Here is a 17,206-nt window from a genome sequence, read left to right on the forward strand (position 1 = left end):
CGCTTCCTTCGGTCCCGTTTCACCGGGCCCTCCGGGCGCTTCCCTTCGGTGTTTCCAACCTTACCAGATCCTTTTCCCTACCGTTTCCGGTCGGAATTTCGTTTCCGGTCCCCTGTTGGAGCGGGGTTTTTCGCGCCTTCCGGCGTGTTCACTACGTTAGCGGATTTCCCCCCAGCTTCATAATCGAAGCTTTCGAACCGAATTCCGGCATGCCGAAATCCATCCCGATAAGGGGCCGTGCAGTAGTGGTTTTTGCCGTTTCGGGCTGCGTCTGCGCGAACCTAGTCGCGCCGACAGCACTGCCCTTCTCAAGCGGCTCGGGCTACGTTAGGCGTCGGGACGCTTCGCGTCAAGCTTGGCTGGGGAGGCTGACCTGTTGCGGCGCCTGGGCACATGGGCCCGGTAGGGGCTGACGGTCGGGTCGTCGCTGACCCAGAAACGCCAGGGGTGGGTCGCGCCCTCCCCTCCCACCCCGGTCCGCGGGCCGTTCCGTACGCGATCGGTCGCGACCGGATCCCCGTTCAGTACGGACAGCGGGGCCGTGGGCCCGGCGCAGATGTCGGTGCCGTTGAGCTCCCGGTCCACGCCCAGGGCGGTGGCCAGCCGGGCCGGGCCCTTGGCCAGCTCGTGGTCCTTGCGGGCGGTGGCGCGCCGGGTGCGGGCCAGCTCCTGGCCGCGGATGATCTCGCCGGCCCGCAGCAGCACTCCGCTGGCCACGCCCGGCTCGCGGCACACCAGGTTGAGGCAGTGCCACATGCCGTACGTGAAGTAGACGTACGCGTGGCCGGGCGGGCCGAACATCGACGCGTTGCGCTCGGTGCGACCCCGGTAGGCGTGCGAGCCCGGGTCGGCCATGCCGTCGTACGCCTCCACCTCCGTCAGGCGTACCTCGATCGGGCCCTGCGGCGTGAGGCGGACGAGCACCCGGCCCAACAGGTCGGGGGCCACCTCAAGCACAGGGCGGTCGAAGAAGGAGCGGTCAAGCGGCGTACGGTCAGATCCCACAGTCACGTGGTCCGAGCGTACGGCACAGCCGCGCCGTCCTTGGAGTGGCTGCGGCGAGCTGCAAGGGTGTGGGGCGCGGAACCGGGCGGCATGGTTTCGCGTGAGTACCGATCGAACCGATGAGTGGCATCACGACCGAGACGACGGGGTTCCGTCGCCTCCTGGGGAGGAAAAGACATGGGCTTCAAGAAGCTGCTCGCGAGCCTGGGAGCTGGCGGTGCTTCGGTGGAGACGGTGTTGACCGAGGAGAACGTCGTGCCCGGCGGCGTGGTCCAGGGTGAGGTGCGCATCCAGGGCGGTTCCGTGGCCCAGCAGATCGAGGCGCTGTCCGTCGGTCTCCAGGCCCGGGTGGAGGTCGAGGGCAACGACCAGGAGACCAAGCAGGACATCGAGTTCACCAAGCAGCGCCTGGGTGGGGCCTTCGAGGTGCAGGCCGGTGCGGTGCACGCCGTGCAGTTCGCGCTTGAGGTGCCGTGGGAGACGCCCGTGACCACGTTCCTGGGGCGTCACCTCACCGGCATGAACGTCGGCGTGACCACCGAGCTGGCCATCGCACGGGCCGTCGACAGCGGTGACCTGGACCCGATCAACGTCCACCCGCTCCCCGCCCAGCAGGCCATCCTCGACGCCTTCGGTAGCCTCGGCTTCAGCTTCAAGGGCGCTGACCTGGAGCGGGGCCACATCCGCGGTACGCGGCAGCAGCTCCCCTTCTACCAGGAGATCGAGTTCTACGCCCCGCAGCAGTACCGCGGGCTCAACGAGGTCGAGCTGACCTTCGTCGCCGACGACCGGTCGATGGACGTCGTGCTGGAGATGGACAAGAAGCCCGGCCTCTTCACCGAGGGCAGCGACTCCTACCGCTCGTTCACCGTCGACCTGGCCAACTTCCAGGGCACGGACTGGGCCGCGTACCTCAACCAGTGGCTGGCCGACGTGGGTGGCAAGCGCAACTGGTTCTGATCACAGCACCGGGGCCGGCGCGTCCGGCCTGGTGTGTTCACGGGGCGTGCGTCGGGTTTCTCGACGCACGCCCCGTGCGTCGTGCAGGGCCTGCCGGCGGTTACGCCCCGTCGAAGACCACCGCGAGCGGGGTGTCCCGGTCCGACCAGTGCTCCACCGCGGTGGCCAGCACGTCGGCCGCGGTCTTCGCGACGGCGGGCGCCGCCGTGCGGAACGCCTCCCAGCCGCGCACCCCGATCTCGTACCGGCTGGCCGGGCCCCACCAGGTCAGGTCGCGCAGGCAGTCCTCCAGCGCGTCCCAGTTGTGGCCGAACCAGGCGGGCAGGTCGAGGTCGCGGGCGCAGCGGTCGAGGAAGGCCGCGGCGTCGCGTACGCCGTCGAGGTCGAGTTCCGCGCGGTGCGGGCCGATCGGCCGGCCGGTGGGCTCCGGTGTGGTCATGGGGACATCGTCGCAGCCGGGGCGGGCGATCGGGGCGGGTGGTCTCGCTAGGCTGGCCGCGACTGCACAGTCGCGCGAGCCGAGCAGAGAGGATTGAACGTGTCCGAGCAGAACCGGCGTCCGCTCCCCCATGACTTCCACCCGGCGGTGCCCTCGTTCACCGTGGAGAGCGATGACGTGACCCACGGTGGTGTGCTCAAGGACGACCAGGTGTACGCGGCGGGCAATCGCTCGCCGCACCTGCGCTGGTCGGGTTTTCCCGAGGGGACGAAGAGCTTCGCCGTCACCTGCTTCGATCCCGACGCCCCGACCGGCAGCGGCTTCTGGCACTGGTCGCTCTTCGACATCCCGGCCGAGGTGACCGAGTTGCCCGCGGGCGCCGGCAGTGAGGGCTTCGCGGGGCTGCCCGCGGGCGCGGTGCACGTGCGGAACGACTACGGCACCCGGGACTTCGGCGGTGCCGCGCCGCCGCCCGGCGACGGTTCGCACCGGTACGTCTTCACCGTGTACGCCGTGGACACCGAGAAGCTGGGCCCCGACGCGGATGCCTCGCCTGCGGTCGTCGGCTTCAACCTGCGCTTCCACACGCTGGGGCGCGCCCAGCTCATCGGCGAGTTCGAGACGCCCGCCGAGGGTTGATCCGGTTCGCGGCCCGGCTGCCCTGTTTCGGGCCGATCGGCCGCTTCGTCGCGGGCTCCCGTCGGTGCCGGGTGTGGGGTGTGCGGGCGTCGTGCCGGCCGCTCCACCGGAGTGCGGCGGGGGTGCCTGGCCGAAACCCGGCCGGGTGGTGGGACGTGGTGTGAGGGGCGGGTCCCGAGGGGCCCGCCCCTCGGGATGTCCGGGACGGCGGCTGCCGAGGGGCGTGATCTTCCCGGTGCAGGGGGAGAGTTGTGGTGTGCGCGTCGGCGTCCGGTTGCGCAGATGGCGCGCGAAATTGCGTTGTCCTCCCCCGCTCCCGCGGCCAGAGTTGAGCCGTGCCCGAACGGGGCCGACCTGACGCGGGAGGTGTGCGGGATGCGCGAGACCCTGGTGCTCAATGCCAGCTTTGAGCCGCTGTCCACGGTGACACTGCGGCGTGCGGTGGTGTTGGTGTTGCAGGAGAAGGCAGTGGTCGAACATGCCCACCCGCGGCTGCGCGTGCGTGCCGCCACCGTGGACCTACCGCTGCCACGCGTGATCAGGCTGAGTCGCTACGTACGGGTGCCGTTCCGAAGACAAGCCCCGTGGTCGCGGCGTGGGGTGCTGGTCAGGGACCGGCACCGGTGTGCGTACTGCGGGCGGCGGGCGACCACCGTGGACCACGTCGTACCGCGGTCGCACGGGGGTGGGGACACCTGGCTGAATACCGTCGCCTCGTGTGCCGAGGACAACCACCGCAAAGCGGACCGTACGCCGGAGCAGGCGGGGATGCGGCTGTTGCGGACGCCGTACGAGCCCTCGCCGTCGGACGCGTTGGTGCTGGCGCTCGGCGGGATGGGGCGGGAGTCGCTGCCGGACTGGCTCGCGGTGCCGGCCTGAGACGCTGCCGGCGAGCGCTGACGGCGCCGGATGCCGGCCCGTACGGAACGATCGGCTGCGGCGGGACCCTACCGGCGTCGGGCCGGGGCGCGGTGGGACGGTACGGCACGTGCGTGGGGCCCCGATGTGTCGATCGGGGCCCCATCGTCGTGGTGGTGCGGGGTGTTGGCGCCTGCCGGGGCGCGGGCCGCCGGTGCCGGGTCTTCCCGGCTCGTGGCGGGGTGCCTGCCTAGTCGATGCGGGGCTGCTCGCGGCGCGTGGCCGGGGCGGCCTCGGTGGGGGCGCCGCCCAGACCGCCGCCGCCGGGACCGAAGTTGCCGAGCGCGCCGCCCAGGCCCTTGAGGGCGTCGCCGATCTCGCTGGGCACGATCCAGAGCTTGTTGGCGTCGCCCTCGGCGATCTTCGGCAGCATTTGGAGGTACTGGTAGGAGAGCAACTTCTGGTCCGGGTCGCCGGCGTGGATGGACTCGAAGACCGTACGGATCGCCTGCGCCTCACCCTCGGCGCGCAGCGCGGCGGCCTTGGCGTCACCTTCGGCGCGCAGGATGGAGGACTGCTTCTCACCCTCGGCGCGCAGGATCTCCGACTGCCGGACACCTTCGGCCTGGAGGATCGCGGCGCGCTTGTCACGGTCGGCGCGCATCTGCTTCTCCATCGAGTCCTGGATGGAGGTCGGCGGCTCGATCGCCTTGAGCTCGACGCGGTTGACGCGGATGCCCCACTTGCCGGTCGCCTCGTCGAGGACGCCGCGCAGCGCCGCGTTGATCTCCTCGCGGGAGGTCAGGGTGCGCTCCAGGTCCATGCCACCGATGATGTTGCGCAGCGTGGTGACGGTGAGCTGCTCGATGGCCTGGATGTAGCTCGCGACCTCGTAGGTGGCGGCGCGGGCGTCGGTGACCTGGTAGTAGATGACCGTGTCGATGTTGACGACCAGGTTGTCCTGGGTGATCACCGGCTGCGGCGGGAAGGGGACGACCTGTTCACGCAGGTCGACCCGGTTGCGTACGGAGTCGATGAAGGGGACGACGATGTTCAGTCCGGCGTTGAGCGTGCGCGTGTAGCGGCCGAACCGCTCGACGATGGCCGCGCTCGCCTGCGGGATGACCTGGATCGTCTTGATCAGGGCGATAAATACGAGTACCACCAGGATGATCAGGACGATGATGATCGGTTCCACAGCGGCTCCCCGTGCCCTTCGGTTGTTGATCGATCTTGGATAGGTGAGTCTGTCAGATCAGCGGACCGTCCCGCAGCCTGAACGCTGCTCTTGAGGGCGCGCCGTCGCCGCGGGGCACGGCTACAGCACGACGGCGGTCGCCCCGTCGATGTCCACCACGTCGACCTGCTGGCCCGGCTCGTACGTCTGGTCCGCGTCCAGGGCCCGGGCGGACCAGATCTCACCTGCGAGCTTGATGCGCCCTCCGCCGCGGTCGACCCGCTCAAGGACGACGGCCTGTCGGCCCTTGAGCGCTTCGACGCCGCTGGCCAGGGCTGGTCGTTGGGAGCGGCTGCGCACCGCGATGGGGCGCACGACGGCGACCAGGGCGACCGAGACGACGGCGAAGACGACGACCTGGATGACCAGGCCACCGCCGAGCGCCGCGGTGATCGCGCCGGCGACGGCGCCTACGGCGAACATCCCGAACTCGGGCATCGCCGTCAGTACGAGAGGAATTCCCAGCCCAACGGCGGCGATCAGCCACCACACCCATGCGTCCACGGGCTCATGGTAGTTCTCGGCCCGCAGCCACGACAGGGGACCGACGAGTCCGCGCCACCGTGGCCGGAGCGGAACCGGGGCCTCGGCGAGCGGGGCTCTGGTGGGCCGTTCGGGGCGGTGGCGCGGCGTGTGTCGGTCGAACGGGACCGGCTGGGTCGGGGTGTCAGCGGCGGGTCACTTCAGCGGCAGGCCGTGCGCCGTCCAGCGGTCGTCCCTGCGCTCCACGACGAGCGGGAGCCCGAAGCAGTGGGAGAGGTTGCGGGAGTTGAGCTCGGTCTCGACGGGGCCGGCGGCCAGCACCTGGCCCTGGCGGATCATCAGCACGTGGGTGAAGCCGGGGGCGATCTCCTCGACGTGGTGCGTGACCATGATCATGGAGGGTGCGTACGGGTCGCGGGCGAGGCGGCCGAGGCGGCGTACGAGGTCTTCGCGGCCACCGAGGTCGAGACCGGCCGCCGGCTCGTCCAGCAGGAGGAGCTCCGGGTCGGTCATCATCGCGCGGGCGATCAGGGTGCGCTTGCGCTCGCCCTCGGAGAGGGTGCCGAACTTGCGGTCCAGGAACTCGCTCATGCCCAGGCGGTCGAGGAAGGCGCGGGCCCGGTCCTCGTCGACGGCCTCGTAGCTCTCCTGCCAGCTCGCGGTCATGCCGTAGGCGGCGGTGAGCACCGTCTGGAGGACGGTCTGGCTGCGCGGCAGCTTGTCGGCGAGGCCGATGCCGGCCATGCCGATGCGCGGGCGGAGCTCGAAGACGTCGACGCCGCCGAGCTTCTCGCCGAGGATCTGCACCGCGCCTGAGGTGGGGAAGAGGTAGCTGGAGGCAATGTTGAGCAGAGTGGTCTTGCCCGCGCCGTTGGGGCCGAGGATCACCCAGCGTTCTCCCTCGGCGACCGACCACGAGACATGGTCCACCAGAGCCCGGCCGTCGCGGACCACGGATACGTCCACCAGCTCCAGAACATCGCTCATGAGCGCGTTGTCTCCCATTGCAGTCTCGTCATGTCGCGTGTGCCGGTGGGCACAGCTCCCAAGCAAAACCTACGCCACCCGTTGTCGGTGCCAGTCCTTAGGCTGGTGGCATGCTCGATGAACCTCGCTCAGGACGCCTGGCCGCGTGGGGAAATGCCCTTCTTGCCGGGCTTGTCTCACCTGATGATGCGGCGCACCGAATCAGTGGGTCGGATGCGTCACACCGTGTCGTGGACCTGCCGGAGAGATCGGCGCCGCCGGGTGCCGCGCCGGACGCCACTCCGGTGGGCCTGACGCTGGCCATAGGGCGGCTGCGGACGCTGGGCGCGACGGGGCTGTGCGTCGCGCTGCCGGTCGCCGGGCATCCGCTCGGGCTGAGCGGGCCGCCGGACTTCAACGCCCGGGCGTTGGAGGCGGGCGAGGCGGTCATCGTGGTGGGCGTGGGCATCGGCCTGGTGCCCGAGGTGCATCGGGCCGGCCCGGAGGCGGCCGGCGGCGATGCGGCCATCTCCGCGGAGGACGCGCACACCGAGGTCGTCTGGCGGTGCCGGCCGGTGCGGGAGGCGCCGCCGGCCGACGTCCCTTCACTGGGCGAGGCGGAGCGGGAGCTTGCCGAGGCGCTGCGGGACGCGACGGAGACGCTGTCCCGGTTGAACGTCGCGGGCTCGGGCCCGGCCACGGCCGCGGCCCTCGACGCGTACCGGGCGCGGGCCGAGCGGGGCCGCGAGGTGCTGGCTCCCGGCTATCCGCCGCGCGCGGTGCGGGTGTTCGAGCTGGCGCAGCGGGTGGGCGCGCTGGTGGACATCGCGTACGGGCCGGAGCACGGCGGTGCGGTGAGCGCGTCCGAGATCGCGGCCCGCGCGCAGGCGCTGCGCCCGGTGGAGCGTACGGCGCGGCGGGCAAGGGTGGCGGCGTACAACGCGTACGTGGAGCAGCGGCTGCGGCAGGGGTAGCGCGGCGAGTCGCGGGTGCCTCAGGTTGGTGCGCGGGCGCTTCGGAGGGGGCGGGCAGGAAAGAGCCCCGCGGACCGGACGGGGTCGCGGGGCGCTTTCGCTGCTGCGGGGGTGCGATCAGGCGTTGATGCAGGTGTTGCCCGCGGCGGGGTTCAGCAGGCCAACGACGTTGATCGTGTTGCCGCAGACGTTGACCGGAACGTGGACCGGAACCTGGATCTGGTTGCCCGAGACGACACCGGGCGAGCCCGCGGCGGTGCCCTGGGCCCCGCTGTCGGCGAACGCGGCGCCCGCCGAGGCACCGGCGGCTACCCCGGCGGCAGCAATGACCAGAGCGGCCTTCTTGGCAGTGTTCATGGGAAGTCTTCCTCCTGCTGGATGTCGCGCGGCCCCAGCCGCGGGGTCGCACGTTGACAACGCTCGGAGTGCTGTCATGACACGGGTGGCGGGCGCCTTTGCCCACGATCGGCGCAATTCCGTGGGCGTTTGAAAGCTCCAGGTCATGCCGTGCGTGACGGGAGCCGGGCGGGGTCGTTGAGCGACGTCCGCAGGACGCCGGGCGGGGCCGGCGCGGGAGGCCGCGGAGGCGGGCGGAGCGCGAGGCGAGGGCGGGGCGGGAACGGGCCGCGGGCGGTGGGCGGTGGGCGGGCGAAGGTTCCGCGTCCGTGGCCGCGTCCGCGTCCGTGCCGAAGTCCATGCCGGTAGGCCGGTGTCCGCTCGGCAACGGCACTGCGCCCTGCCGGAGGTCCGGCAGGGCGCAGTGGTGGGCCCCGGTTACGCCGGTCGCATCGCTGCGCCGTGTGGTGGGGCCGGTGGGGCTGGGGAGGAGAGTCACCGGGGCTGGCCGCAGGTCAGCGGCGCCCCGGGCGCGGCCGGGCGTCAGGCCGCGGCCCCGGCCGTCAGAAGTTGGTGCAGAAGTTCCCGAAGGCGGGGTTGAGGACCCCGACCACGTTCACGGAGTTGCCGCAGGCGTTGACCGGCACGTGGACCGGAACCTGGATCTGGTTGCCGGAGCCGACGCCCGGCGAAGCGGTGGCGCTGCCCTTGGCCACGGCGTCAGCCGCCGAGGCGACGCCCGCCCCGGCAGCGGCGAGGCCGCCGATCATGATCGACACGGCGGCGGCCCTCTTCATGTTCTTCAACTGCTCAACCCTTCTCAACCTGCTCAGCTTCCGCCGCAGCGAACCGCCGCGGCGTGCCCTGGAGAACGGTCAACCGCCATCCGGGTTGCGCCTTGTAGCCGCGTATCACACGACCGTATGAAAATCTCAGTCGCCGATCCCGTGCCGGACGGCCCACAGGGCGGCCTGGGTGCGGTCGGCGAGGTCGAGTTTCATCAGGATGTTCGATACGTGGGTCTTCACGGTCTTCTCCGACAGCACGAGGGCCCGGGCGATCTCGCGGTTGGAGCGGCCGTCCGCGATCAGGGCCAGCACCTCGCGCTCGCGGTCGGTGAGCGAGGCGCCGCGGCCCTGTCCGCCGTTGACCTCCTCCTGGGCGAGCAGCGCGCCGGCCACCTCGGGCTGGAGCAGTACGTGTCCCGCGTAGACCGAGCGGATGGCGCCGGCGAGGGCGTCGGGGTCCACGTCCTTGTAGACGTAGCCGGCGGCGCCGGCGCGCAGGGCGGGGACGACGGTGCGCTGTTCGGTGAAGCTGGTCACGACGAGGACCTTGGCGGGGTTCTGGAGTTCGCGCAGCCGGCGCAGCGCCTCGATCCCGTCGGTGTCCGGCATCTTCACGTCCATCAGGACGACGTCGGGACGCAGTTCCTCGGCGCGGGCGACGCCCTCGGCCCCGTTGGACGCCTCGCCGACCACCTCGATGTCCTCCTGCACCTCAAGGAAGGTGCGCAGTCCGCGGCGTACGACCTGGTGGTCGTCGACGAGGAGCACCGAGATGCGCTGGCCCGTGGTGGGGGGCGCGGGGGTGGTCGGGGGCTGCGGTGTGCGCTGTGGCTCAGCCACCGGGCACCTCCATCTCGATCACGGTGCCCTTGCCGGGCGTGGATTCCACGGTGAGTTGGCCGCCGACGCCGGCCGCCCGGTCCCGCATGGAGACCAGGCCGAGGTGGCGGCCGGCGCGGCGGACGGCCGACGGGTCGAAGCCCTGCCCGTCGTCCCGTACGGAAAGGAGCGCGCCGCTGGGCCCGTGCCGGGTGAGCGCCACCTCGACGCGGGTGGCCCCGGCGTGCCGCAGGGCGTTGTGCAGGGCCTCCTGGGCGACCCGCAACACGGCCTCCTCCTGGGCGGAGGGCAATGCGCGGACGCCCTGCGAGGCGAACGTGACCTGGGTGCTCTGGGCCCGGTCCAGGACCTGGACCTGGGTGCGCAGGGTCGCGACGAGGCCGTCCTCGTCGAGGGCGGCCGGGCGCAGCTCAACCACGGCGGCGCGCAGCTCGTCGGCCGCCTCCGCGGCCAGCGCCGTCACCTGCTGGAGCTCGCTCTTGGCGCGGGCCGGATCGCGGTCGACGAGGGCGGTGGCGGCCTGGGCGGTCAGCCGTAGCGAGAACAGCTTCTGGGCCACCGCGTCGTGCAGCTCGTGCGCGAGCCGGGCGCGCTCGCCGGCGATGGTCAGCTCGCGGCTGCGTTCGTAGAGCCGGGCGTTGGTGAGGGCGATGGCGGCGTGCTGGGCGAGGATGCCGAGGAGTTCCTCGTCGGCGGCGGTGAATCCGCAGCCGCCGGTCGGCTTGGGGCAGCGCTTGTTGGCGAGGAAGAGTGCACCGAGCACCTCGTCGCCGTCGGCGATGGGCAGGCCGAGGAAGTCCGACATCTCGGGGTGGGCCGGTGGCCAGCCCTCGAACCGCGGGTCCGTACGGACGTCGGCGAGCCGCTGCGGCGTGGCGTCCTGGAGCATCGCGGCGAGGATGCCGTGCTGGCGCGGGAGCGGGCCGATGGCCTTCCACTGCTTCTCGCTGACGCCGTCCACGACGAACTGGGCGAACCCCCCGTGGTCGTCGGGCACCCCGAGCGCGGCGTACTTGGCGTCCAGCAGCTCGCGGGCGGAGACGACGATCGTCTTGAGGACGTCGCGGACCTCCAGTTGCCGGTTCATGGCGAGCAGCGCGGTACTCACGGCCGCCAGGCCGGCCCTGGGACCTGGTCCTTCACTCATGGCCTCACCGTACCGGCGCACCCGGCGGCAGGGATCGGGCCGCCGGCGGCCGGGGGCTCGGTCGCCGGACCTAGGCCGGGAGGCGGGTGCCTGCGGGATGCGGGGTGTGCGGTACGCGGGGGTCTGCGGCACGCGGGTGGCCTGCGGCACATGGATGGGCGGGGCGGAGGCCGGGACTCCGGCTCCGGGGTGGGGCAGGGGGCCAGGAGGGGCCGGGTCTAGGGGGGATAGGGGGCCGGGCCCGGGATCGGGGGGTTGGGGTCGGCACCGTATCGGCCCGTACGGAGGTGTCCGCTGCCGGGAGTGCCCGCGGGCGCGGGAGGCGCCGGCTCCGCCGCCCTCGCCCGTCAGCACGGGAGGAAGGGGGCAGCCCCGGATGGATCGGGCGCTCAGATGGGCGGAATTCTGGAATCCGGCCCGCACGGGGCGGGCCGAAGTCAGACTCGGCACATGTCTGCACCTACACGGAACTGGACCCCCACCCACGGCGACCCCTACCGGCCGGTCCCCTATCGCCCCGCACGCATGGACCCGGCCGAGTCCCTGGAGCGCGCCGCCGAACTGCGGCGCCGGATGGACGAGCGCAGGACCGTACGGCAGTTCTCGACCGACCCGGTGCCCGATCAGGTGGTGTACGACGCCATCGCCTGTGCGGCCACCGCCCCGTCCGGGGCGCACCAGCAGCCCTGGACGTTCGTGCTGGTCAAGGACGCGGACGTACGGCGCAGGATCCGCGAGGCGGCGGAGCAGGAGGAGCGCCGCTCGTACGAGGGGCGGCTCGGTGAGGAGTGGCTGGCGGCGCTGCGGCCCCTCGGTACGGACGAGGTGAAACCGCACCTGACGGACGCGCCGCACCTGATCGTCGTCTTCGAGCAGCGGTACTGGCTGGGCGATGACGGCCACAAGCGCAAGCACTACTACGTCGACGAGTCGGTGGGCATAGCGGTCGGCATGTTGCTGTCCGCGCTGCACCTGTCGGGGCTGGCCGCGCTGATCCACACGCCGAGCCCCATGCGGTTCCTCTCCCAGGTGCTGGGGCGGCCGGAGAACGAGAAGGCGTTCGCCGTCATCCCGGTCGGCTATCCGGCGGCCGACTGCGCCGTCCCCGACCTGGTGCGTAAGTCGTTGCCCCAGGTAATGGTCGAGATCTAGCAGCCGGCGACGTACCGTACGCGGCCACTCACACCGGGCGATGGGGACCGGTGCCCGGTGTGAGGCCGCGCATAGGACCCAGATCACCTACGAATGGGATTAGTGCAATTCCGCGCCCGCCCGATCGGGAAAATAACCGCGATCCGGCGGGTTTCGCATACCCCCTTTTCCACTAGGCCGGGTAGTACGTCACACCATTGCCAGGGCATTTTCCGGCCGCTAACAATTGCCGAGTCGCACGGCGCCGTCATCAGACGCGGCGCTCTTCTTTTGCGCCGACGCTCCGGCGACTGCGACTCCCGCGATTGGAAGAGGTTCACTCCGCATGCTCGTCCCCAGCATTCGTAGTTTTCAGCGCCTGCCCATGGCCCACAAGGTTTCCGCTGCCGGCATTGCCGCCACCGGTGTGGTTGCCCTGACCTTCGCCGCCATTCCGAGCGACGCCCACGCGGAGCAGAACCCGGCGGCCTCGCTCAAGACCGTCACCGAGAACCAGGCCGCTTTCGGCGGCGCCGCGCTGTCCTCCGGGCTGCCCCGGCAGGCCGCCGCCGACCTGCCGCGCACCGCCGCGGTCGAGGCCGAGCAGCAGGCCGCCAAGGAACAGCGCGCGGCTGCGGCCAAGGCGCTCCAGGCCCGGCAGGCGCCGCAGGCCGCCGCCGACCCGAAGCCGGTCAAGGAACGCGCCGCGACCAAGGGCGCCGCGAAGAACGCCACCAGCGGTGCCACGAAGGGTGCGGCCAAGGCCGCGAAGGAGCGTTCGGGCAAGACCGCGAGCCGTTCCGCGGCCCGCCAGCCGGTGCAGCCCACGTACGCCAACAACCTCGACGGCTGGATCAAGGAATCCCTTGCGATCCTCAAGAAGCACGGCATTCCCGCCAGCTACGAGGGAATTCACCGCAACATCATGCGCGAGTCCAGTGGTAACCCGCGCGCCATCAACGACTGGGACGTCAACGCCGTGGCCGGCATTCCGTCCAAGGGCCTGCTCCAGGTAATTCCGCCGACGTTCAAGGCGTTCCACGTCGAGGGCACTTCCTGGGACATCTACGACCCGGTCGCCAACATCACGGCCGCCTGCAATTACGCGGCGCAGAAGTACGGTTCGATGGACAACGTCGACTCGGCCTACTGACGGGCGACTTGGCGAATTCGCGACCCGGCGCGCTGATCGGTGCGCCGGTCGGTCCGCCGGCGTTCGCGCCCCGCGCTCCGGGCGCGCGTGACTCCGCGGCCCGGCCCCGCGGCCCGCTCCCGGGCCGTGGGGCCGGGCGTCTCGTGCACACGCCGCAGGGCGGCACCCCGATGCGGGTGCCGCCCTGCGGCGTCGTGCGTGGGGCCCGGAGAGCCGGGGCCGCTACTTGCGCATGACCTCGGGCTCGTGCCGGCGCAGCAGTCGGGCGACGGCGAATCCACAGGCGACGCCCAGTGCGATCAGCGCGAGGATGTCGATGGTCCACTGGCCGACCGAGTGCTCCCACAGCGGGTCGAGGTCGTTGGGCTGCTTACGGTCCCAGGGCGCCATGACGTGCGAGAGGTCGAGCGTGGCACCGGAGGCGCCGATGGCCCAGCGCGAGGGCATCAGGTACGCGAACTGCTCGATGCCGGGCGAGCCGTAGATCTTGAACAGCACGCCGGTGAAGACCACCTGCACGATCGCGAACATCACGAGCAGCGGCATGGTCTTCTCTGCGGTCTTCACCAACGAGGAGATGACCAGGCCGAACATCATCGAGGTGAAGCCGAGGGCGATGATCACCAGGCACAGTTCGGCGGCCGGCGGGAGGATCAGGCCCTCTTCGGGCAGGTCCCGGGTGGAGAAGCCGATGGCGCAGATGATCACGCCCTGGATCGCGGTGATCAGGCCCAGCACGATGACCTTGGACATCAGGTAGGCGGACCGGGAGAGGCCGACGGCCCGTTCCCGTTCGTAGATCACCCGTTCCTTGATCAGTTCTCGTACGGAGTTGGCCGCGCCGGAGAAGCACATGCCGACCGAGAGGATCAGCATGATCGTGCCGGCGTCCTGGTTGTGCTGCCCCTTGGGGCCTGCGACCAGGCCGTAATCGGAGGGGATGACCACGCTGACCGCGCCGAGCACCGCCGGCAGCACGATCATCAGGCCGATGAAGCCGCGGTCGGACGCGATCACCGACACGTACCGCCGCATCAGCGTCCAGAGCTGGGACGCCCAGCTCTGCGGCTTCTGCATGCGGGCCGGCGGCGGCTGTACGTGGACGGACTGCGGGGCGACGGCGTCGATGTCGGCCGCGTACATCTGGTAGTGCTGCGAGCCGCGCCAGCGGCCGGCCCAGTCGTAGTCGCGGTAGTTCTCGAAGGCCGAGAAGACGTCGGCCCAGGTCTCGTAGCCGAAGAAGTTGAGCGCTTCCTCGGGCGGACCGAAGTAGGCGACGGACCCGCCGGGGGCCATGACCAGCAGCTTGTCGCAGAGCGCGAGCTCGGCCACGGAGTGCGTGACGACCAGCACGGTGCGGCCGTCGTCGGCGAGGCCGCGCAGCAACTGCATCACGTCGCGGTCCATGCCCGGGTCGAGGCCCGAGGTCGGCTCGTCCAGGAAGATCAGCGACGGCTTGGTGAGCAGTTCGAGGGCGACCGAGACGCGCTTGCGCTGGCCGCCGGAGAGCGAGGTGACGCGCTTGTCGGCGTGGATGTCGAGCTTGAGCTCGCGCAGCACCTCGCCTATCCGGGCCTCGCGCTCGGCCTCGGCGGTGTCGCCGGGGAAGCGGAGCTTGGCCGCGTAACGCAGGGCCTTCTTGACCGTCAGCTCCTTGTGCAGGATGTCGTCCTGCGGCACCAGGCCGATGCGCTGCCGGAGCTCGGCGAACTGCTTGTACAGGTTCCGGTTGTCGTAGAGGACGTCACCCTGGTCGGCCGGCCGGTAGCCGGTGAGCGCGCGCAGCAGGGTGGACTTGCCGGAGCCCGACGGGCCGATGACGGCGACCAGCGACTTCTCCGGGACGCCGAAGGTGACGTCCTTGAGGATCTGCTTGCCGCCGTCGACCGTGACGGTCAGGTGGCGCGCCGAGAAGGAGACCTCACCGGTGTCGACGAACTCTTCGAGCCGGTCGCCGACCAGCCGGAACGTGGAGTGGCCGACGCCGACGATGTCGCTGGGGCCGATGATCTGGCGGCGGACCGGCTGACCGTTGACGTACGTGCCGTTGTGGCTGCCGAGGTCGACGATCTCGAACCGGCCGTCGGGCGTGGCCCGGAACTCGGCGTGGTGCCGGGAGACCTGGAGGTCGGAGACGACCAGTTCGTTCTCCAGCGCACGACCGATCCGCATCACCCGGCCCACGGCGATCTGGTGGAAGGTGGTCGGGCTGCGGTCACCGTGCAGGGGAGCGCCGCCTCCGCCCGGCGCCCGCTGTCCGGAGAACCCCGGCCCGCCCTGCGGCGGAAGGTGCCCCTGCTGGCCCGGTTGCTGGTGGGGTGCCTGCTGCTGCGCTTGCGGGGTGGGTGCCTGGGGTGCGTGCTGCTGGCCCGGGAACTGCTGCTGTGCCTGCTGTTGCTGCGCCTGCTGTTGCTGCGCCTGCTGGGGCGGGTGTTGCTGCCAGCCCTGCTGCGGGTCCGGCTGTTGCCAGCCCTGCTGCGGGTCGGGCTGCTGCGCACCGTTGAAGGCCGCCTGTTGCGGGGCCATCGCGTGCTGGCCGCCGTAGCTCGCCGGGCCCTGCTGTCCCTGGCCGGCGCCGGCAGCGGCGGGCGAGCCCGTGAAGCTCAGCCGCGGACCGTCGGACGCGTTGCCCAGATGGACGGTGACGCCCGGGTTGATCTCCAGGTGCTGGATGCGCTGGCCCTGTACATAGGTGCCGTTGGTGCTGCCGTGGTCCTCGATGACCCAGGCGTGTCCGCCCCAGCGCACGGTGGCGTGCCGCCAGGAGACCCGGGCGTCGTCCAACACCAAGTCGCCCTGCGGATCGCGGCCGAGGCTGTACGACCTGGACGGGTCCAGCGTCCAGGTCTGTCCATTCAATTCCAGTACGACTTCCGGCACTCCATGCCCCAATTACTTGTCCCCCGAGTTACCCCCTGTGGCAGGGAGTCTAGGGATGGCGAACATCGTGAGGAACTATTTCAGGCTCGGTCCCCCAACGGAAAGCCGGGCCTTGCCACGGCCCTGTAACGGGTCGGGCCCGGGACGGAGAAAGCGCCCCGGAGAGGAGTAAGCACCCACGGATGCGTACGGATCACACGGTTCTCACCCGTATCCGGGCAGCGGACGGCACACGGTACGGGCACACCCCGACCGCCGGCGGCGAGACAGCGGTGACCCGCGCCCCGGCTGCTGGGGGCCGTGTACCCCGCGGTCAGCGCCGTGCCACCGGCCCGGCTCGGTCACCGGCTGCCGTGCTGTCGCGGCCCGACCGGGCGCGGCCACCGTACCCGCCGGGCGGCCGGCACCGCTGCCGAGGAGGCGGACGGCCGGCGGTGATGCGGGGGGCGGGGGCGCCGGGCGGAGTGGGCGACGGTCCGCGCGGCGCGCGACGTGGTGGGCGCGGCGCACGGACGGCGGCCCGCCGTGGGACAACTTGCACCAGAAATGCGGCCGGAACGTCCGTCGCCACCTTGCGGACCGGTAATTGCCGGCATACTCACCGCCCGCCGATGGGCGCAACGATACGGTCACGATCGAACCGTTCTTCCGCCCTCTCCGGCGATTTCCCGGAGCCCGTCGAGCGGCCTGCCGTCAAATCCCCGCGCAGTTCCGGCGAACTCCGGGATATCGCCGATATCAGCGCCGCCGGCAACCCACGACGGGGACGAATCCGCCGCCGCTCGGCACGGCGCCGGAGTTCCGTACCGGGTTCGTGTGAGACCCGTGTGAGGTCCGTGCGGAGTTCGTACGGGCGTCGTACGGGGAGGGCACGGGGTCCCCATGGGATCCGCACGAAGTCCGTCCGCGGAGTGGGCGCCGGGGCGCGGACGTGGGGCGCGGGCGGCTGGGGCGGCCAGGGATGTAGGGGTGTCGGGGCGGCCGGCGCCGGCAGGGCGGCCGGGGGCCAGACTGGTGTGGACGGCAGCGGAGATGGCTGGAACGGGGCCGGGCTGCCGGCCCGCGCCGGTCCATGGTGGCCTCCGCCGTTGGATCCCCGCTTTGCCCGATGGCCGATATGTCGATAGCCGATATCAGGCCACCGCCGACAACCGTTCCCAGCTACCCCCTGCGGGGCGGCCGGGCCGCCCAGGGAGCGGGTCGCAGCCGGGTCGGGTCGTCCGTCGGGGCGGGCCGCCGGCCCTCACCCGAGCGGCCCCATCGCGATCCGGAATGCCCAGCACCACCGGGCGTGGGCCGCCCGGCAGCCACGGCCCGGGTCCGGCCACGCAGCGCAGGCCGCTCCCTCGTTCGGCGTCCGCGCTGGTCGC

At 71.4% G+C, this 17,206-nt stretch carries 16 protein-coding genes; 6 read left to right on the top strand and 10 right to left on the bottom strand.

All coding sequences use genetic code 11. The features are described 5' to 3' along the window. Positions 1-327: 327 nt before the first annotated feature. On the bottom strand, positions 328-1,011 hold the full coding sequence (locus ACMA1D_RS01385) for a DNA-3-methyladenine glycosylase (RefSeq protein WP_414721985.1): 684 nt from the start codon (positions 1,009-1,011) through the stop codon (positions 328-330). A 171-nt stretch (positions 1,012-1,182) separates the two neighbouring features. Here ACMA1D_RS01385 and ACMA1D_RS01390 point away from each other — a divergent pair, with 171 nt between their 5' ends. Continuing rightward, positions 1,183-1,965 carry a sporulation protein gene (locus ACMA1D_RS01390; protein ID WP_414721986.1) on the top strand — a complete coding sequence of 261 codons (783 nt, stop codon included), beginning with the start codon at positions 1,183-1,185 and terminating at the stop codon, positions 1,963-1,965. Between the two features lie 100 nt (positions 1,966-2,065). Here ACMA1D_RS01390 and ACMA1D_RS01395 read toward each other — a convergent pair whose 3' ends face one another. Then, the gene (locus ACMA1D_RS01395; protein ID WP_414721987.1) at positions 2,066-2,404 is read right to left on the bottom strand and encodes a barstar family protein; all 339 of its coding nucleotides are present in this window, start codon (positions 2,402-2,404) and stop codon (positions 2,066-2,068) included. Positions 2,405-2,503: 99 nt separating this feature from the next. On the opposite strand from ACMA1D_RS01395, the gene ACMA1D_RS01400 reads away from it, so the two are divergent. After that, on the top strand, positions 2,504-3,043 hold the full coding sequence (locus tag ACMA1D_RS01400; protein WP_414721988.1) for a YbhB/YbcL family Raf kinase inhibitor-like protein: 540 nt from the start codon (positions 2,504-2,506) through the stop codon (positions 3,041-3,043). A 375-nt stretch (positions 3,044-3,418) separates the two neighbouring features. Beyond that, positions 3,419-3,922 carry an HNH endonuclease gene (locus ACMA1D_RS01405; RefSeq protein WP_414721989.1) on the top strand — a complete coding sequence of 168 codons (504 nt, stop codon included), beginning with the start codon at positions 3,419-3,421 and terminating at the stop codon, positions 3,920-3,922. A 229-nt stretch (positions 3,923-4,151) separates the two neighbouring features. On the opposite strand, the gene ACMA1D_RS01410 is transcribed toward ACMA1D_RS01405, so the two are convergent. From ACMA1D_RS01410 to ACMA1D_RS01420, 3 genes are all read right to left on the bottom strand, one after another. Then, on the bottom strand, positions 4,152-5,099 hold the full coding sequence (locus ACMA1D_RS01410; RefSeq protein WP_414721990.1) for an SPFH domain-containing protein: 948 nt from the start codon (positions 5,097-5,099) through the stop codon (positions 4,152-4,154). Between the two features lie 120 nt (positions 5,100-5,219). After that, positions 5,220-5,642 carry an NfeD family protein gene (locus tag ACMA1D_RS01415; protein WP_414721991.1) on the bottom strand — a complete coding sequence of 141 codons (423 nt, stop codon included), beginning with the start codon at positions 5,640-5,642 and terminating at the stop codon, positions 5,220-5,222. 174 nt (positions 5,643-5,816) lie between these two features. Beyond that, the gene (locus tag ACMA1D_RS01420) at positions 5,817-6,608 is read right to left on the bottom strand and encodes an ABC transporter ATP-binding protein (protein WP_349991805.1); all 792 of its coding nucleotides are present in this window, start codon (positions 6,606-6,608) and stop codon (positions 5,817-5,819) included. 110 nt (positions 6,609-6,718) lie between these two features. On the opposite strand from ACMA1D_RS01420, the gene ACMA1D_RS01425 reads away from it, so the two are divergent. Further along, a complete protein-coding gene (locus ACMA1D_RS01425; protein WP_414721992.1) occupies positions 6,719-7,561 on the top strand; it encodes a hypothetical protein in 843 nt (280 codons plus the stop codon). A gap of 117 nt (positions 7,562-7,678) precedes the next feature. Here ACMA1D_RS01425 and ACMA1D_RS01430 read toward each other — a convergent pair whose 3' ends face one another. The 4 genes from ACMA1D_RS01430 to ACMA1D_RS01445 form a co-directional block, all read right to left on the bottom strand. Continuing rightward, positions 7,679-7,918 (bottom strand): chaplin, encoded by a 240-nt coding sequence (locus ACMA1D_RS01430; protein WP_414721993.1) that lies wholly within the window; start codon positions 7,916-7,918, stop codon positions 7,679-7,681. A gap of 542 nt (positions 7,919-8,460) precedes the next feature. Further along, positions 8,461-8,703 carry a chaplin gene (locus ACMA1D_RS01435; protein ID WP_414722233.1) on the bottom strand — a complete coding sequence of 81 codons (243 nt, stop codon included), beginning with the start codon at positions 8,701-8,703 and terminating at the stop codon, positions 8,461-8,463. A gap of 126 nt (positions 8,704-8,829) precedes the next feature. Next, positions 8,830-9,459 (bottom strand): response regulator, encoded by a 630-nt coding sequence (locus tag ACMA1D_RS01440; protein WP_414722234.1) that lies wholly within the window; start codon positions 9,457-9,459, stop codon positions 8,830-8,832. Positions 9,460-9,517: 58 nt separating this feature from the next. After that, positions 9,518-10,672, bottom strand: coding sequence for a GAF domain-containing sensor histidine kinase (locus ACMA1D_RS01445; RefSeq protein ID WP_414721994.1), 1,155 nt, complete (start codon positions 10,670-10,672; stop codon positions 9,518-9,520). A 450-nt stretch (positions 10,673-11,122) separates the two neighbouring features. Here ACMA1D_RS01445 and ACMA1D_RS01450 point away from each other — a divergent pair, with 450 nt between their 5' ends. Beyond that, a complete protein-coding gene (locus tag ACMA1D_RS01450) occupies positions 11,123-11,824 on the top strand; it encodes a nitroreductase family protein (RefSeq protein ID WP_414721995.1) in 702 nt (233 codons plus the stop codon). 364 nt (positions 11,825-12,188) lie between these two features. After that, the gene (locus ACMA1D_RS01455) at positions 12,189-12,956 is read left to right on the top strand and encodes a transglycosylase SLT domain-containing protein (protein WP_414721996.1); all 768 of its coding nucleotides are present in this window, start codon (positions 12,189-12,191) and stop codon (positions 12,954-12,956) included. Between the two features lie 222 nt (positions 12,957-13,178). On the opposite strand, the gene ACMA1D_RS01460 is transcribed toward ACMA1D_RS01455, so the two are convergent. Beyond that, a complete protein-coding gene (locus tag ACMA1D_RS01460) occupies positions 13,179-15,836 on the bottom strand; it encodes an FHA domain-containing protein (protein WP_414721997.1) in 2,658 nt (885 codons plus the stop codon). Between the last annotated feature and the right edge of the window lie 1,370 nt (positions 15,837-17,206).

The sequence above is a fragment of the Streptomyces sp. 796.1 genome (assembly GCF_047525675.1).
In the GTDB taxonomy this organism is placed as follows: domain Bacteria; phylum Actinomycetota; class Actinomycetes; order Streptomycetales; family Streptomycetaceae; genus Streptomyces.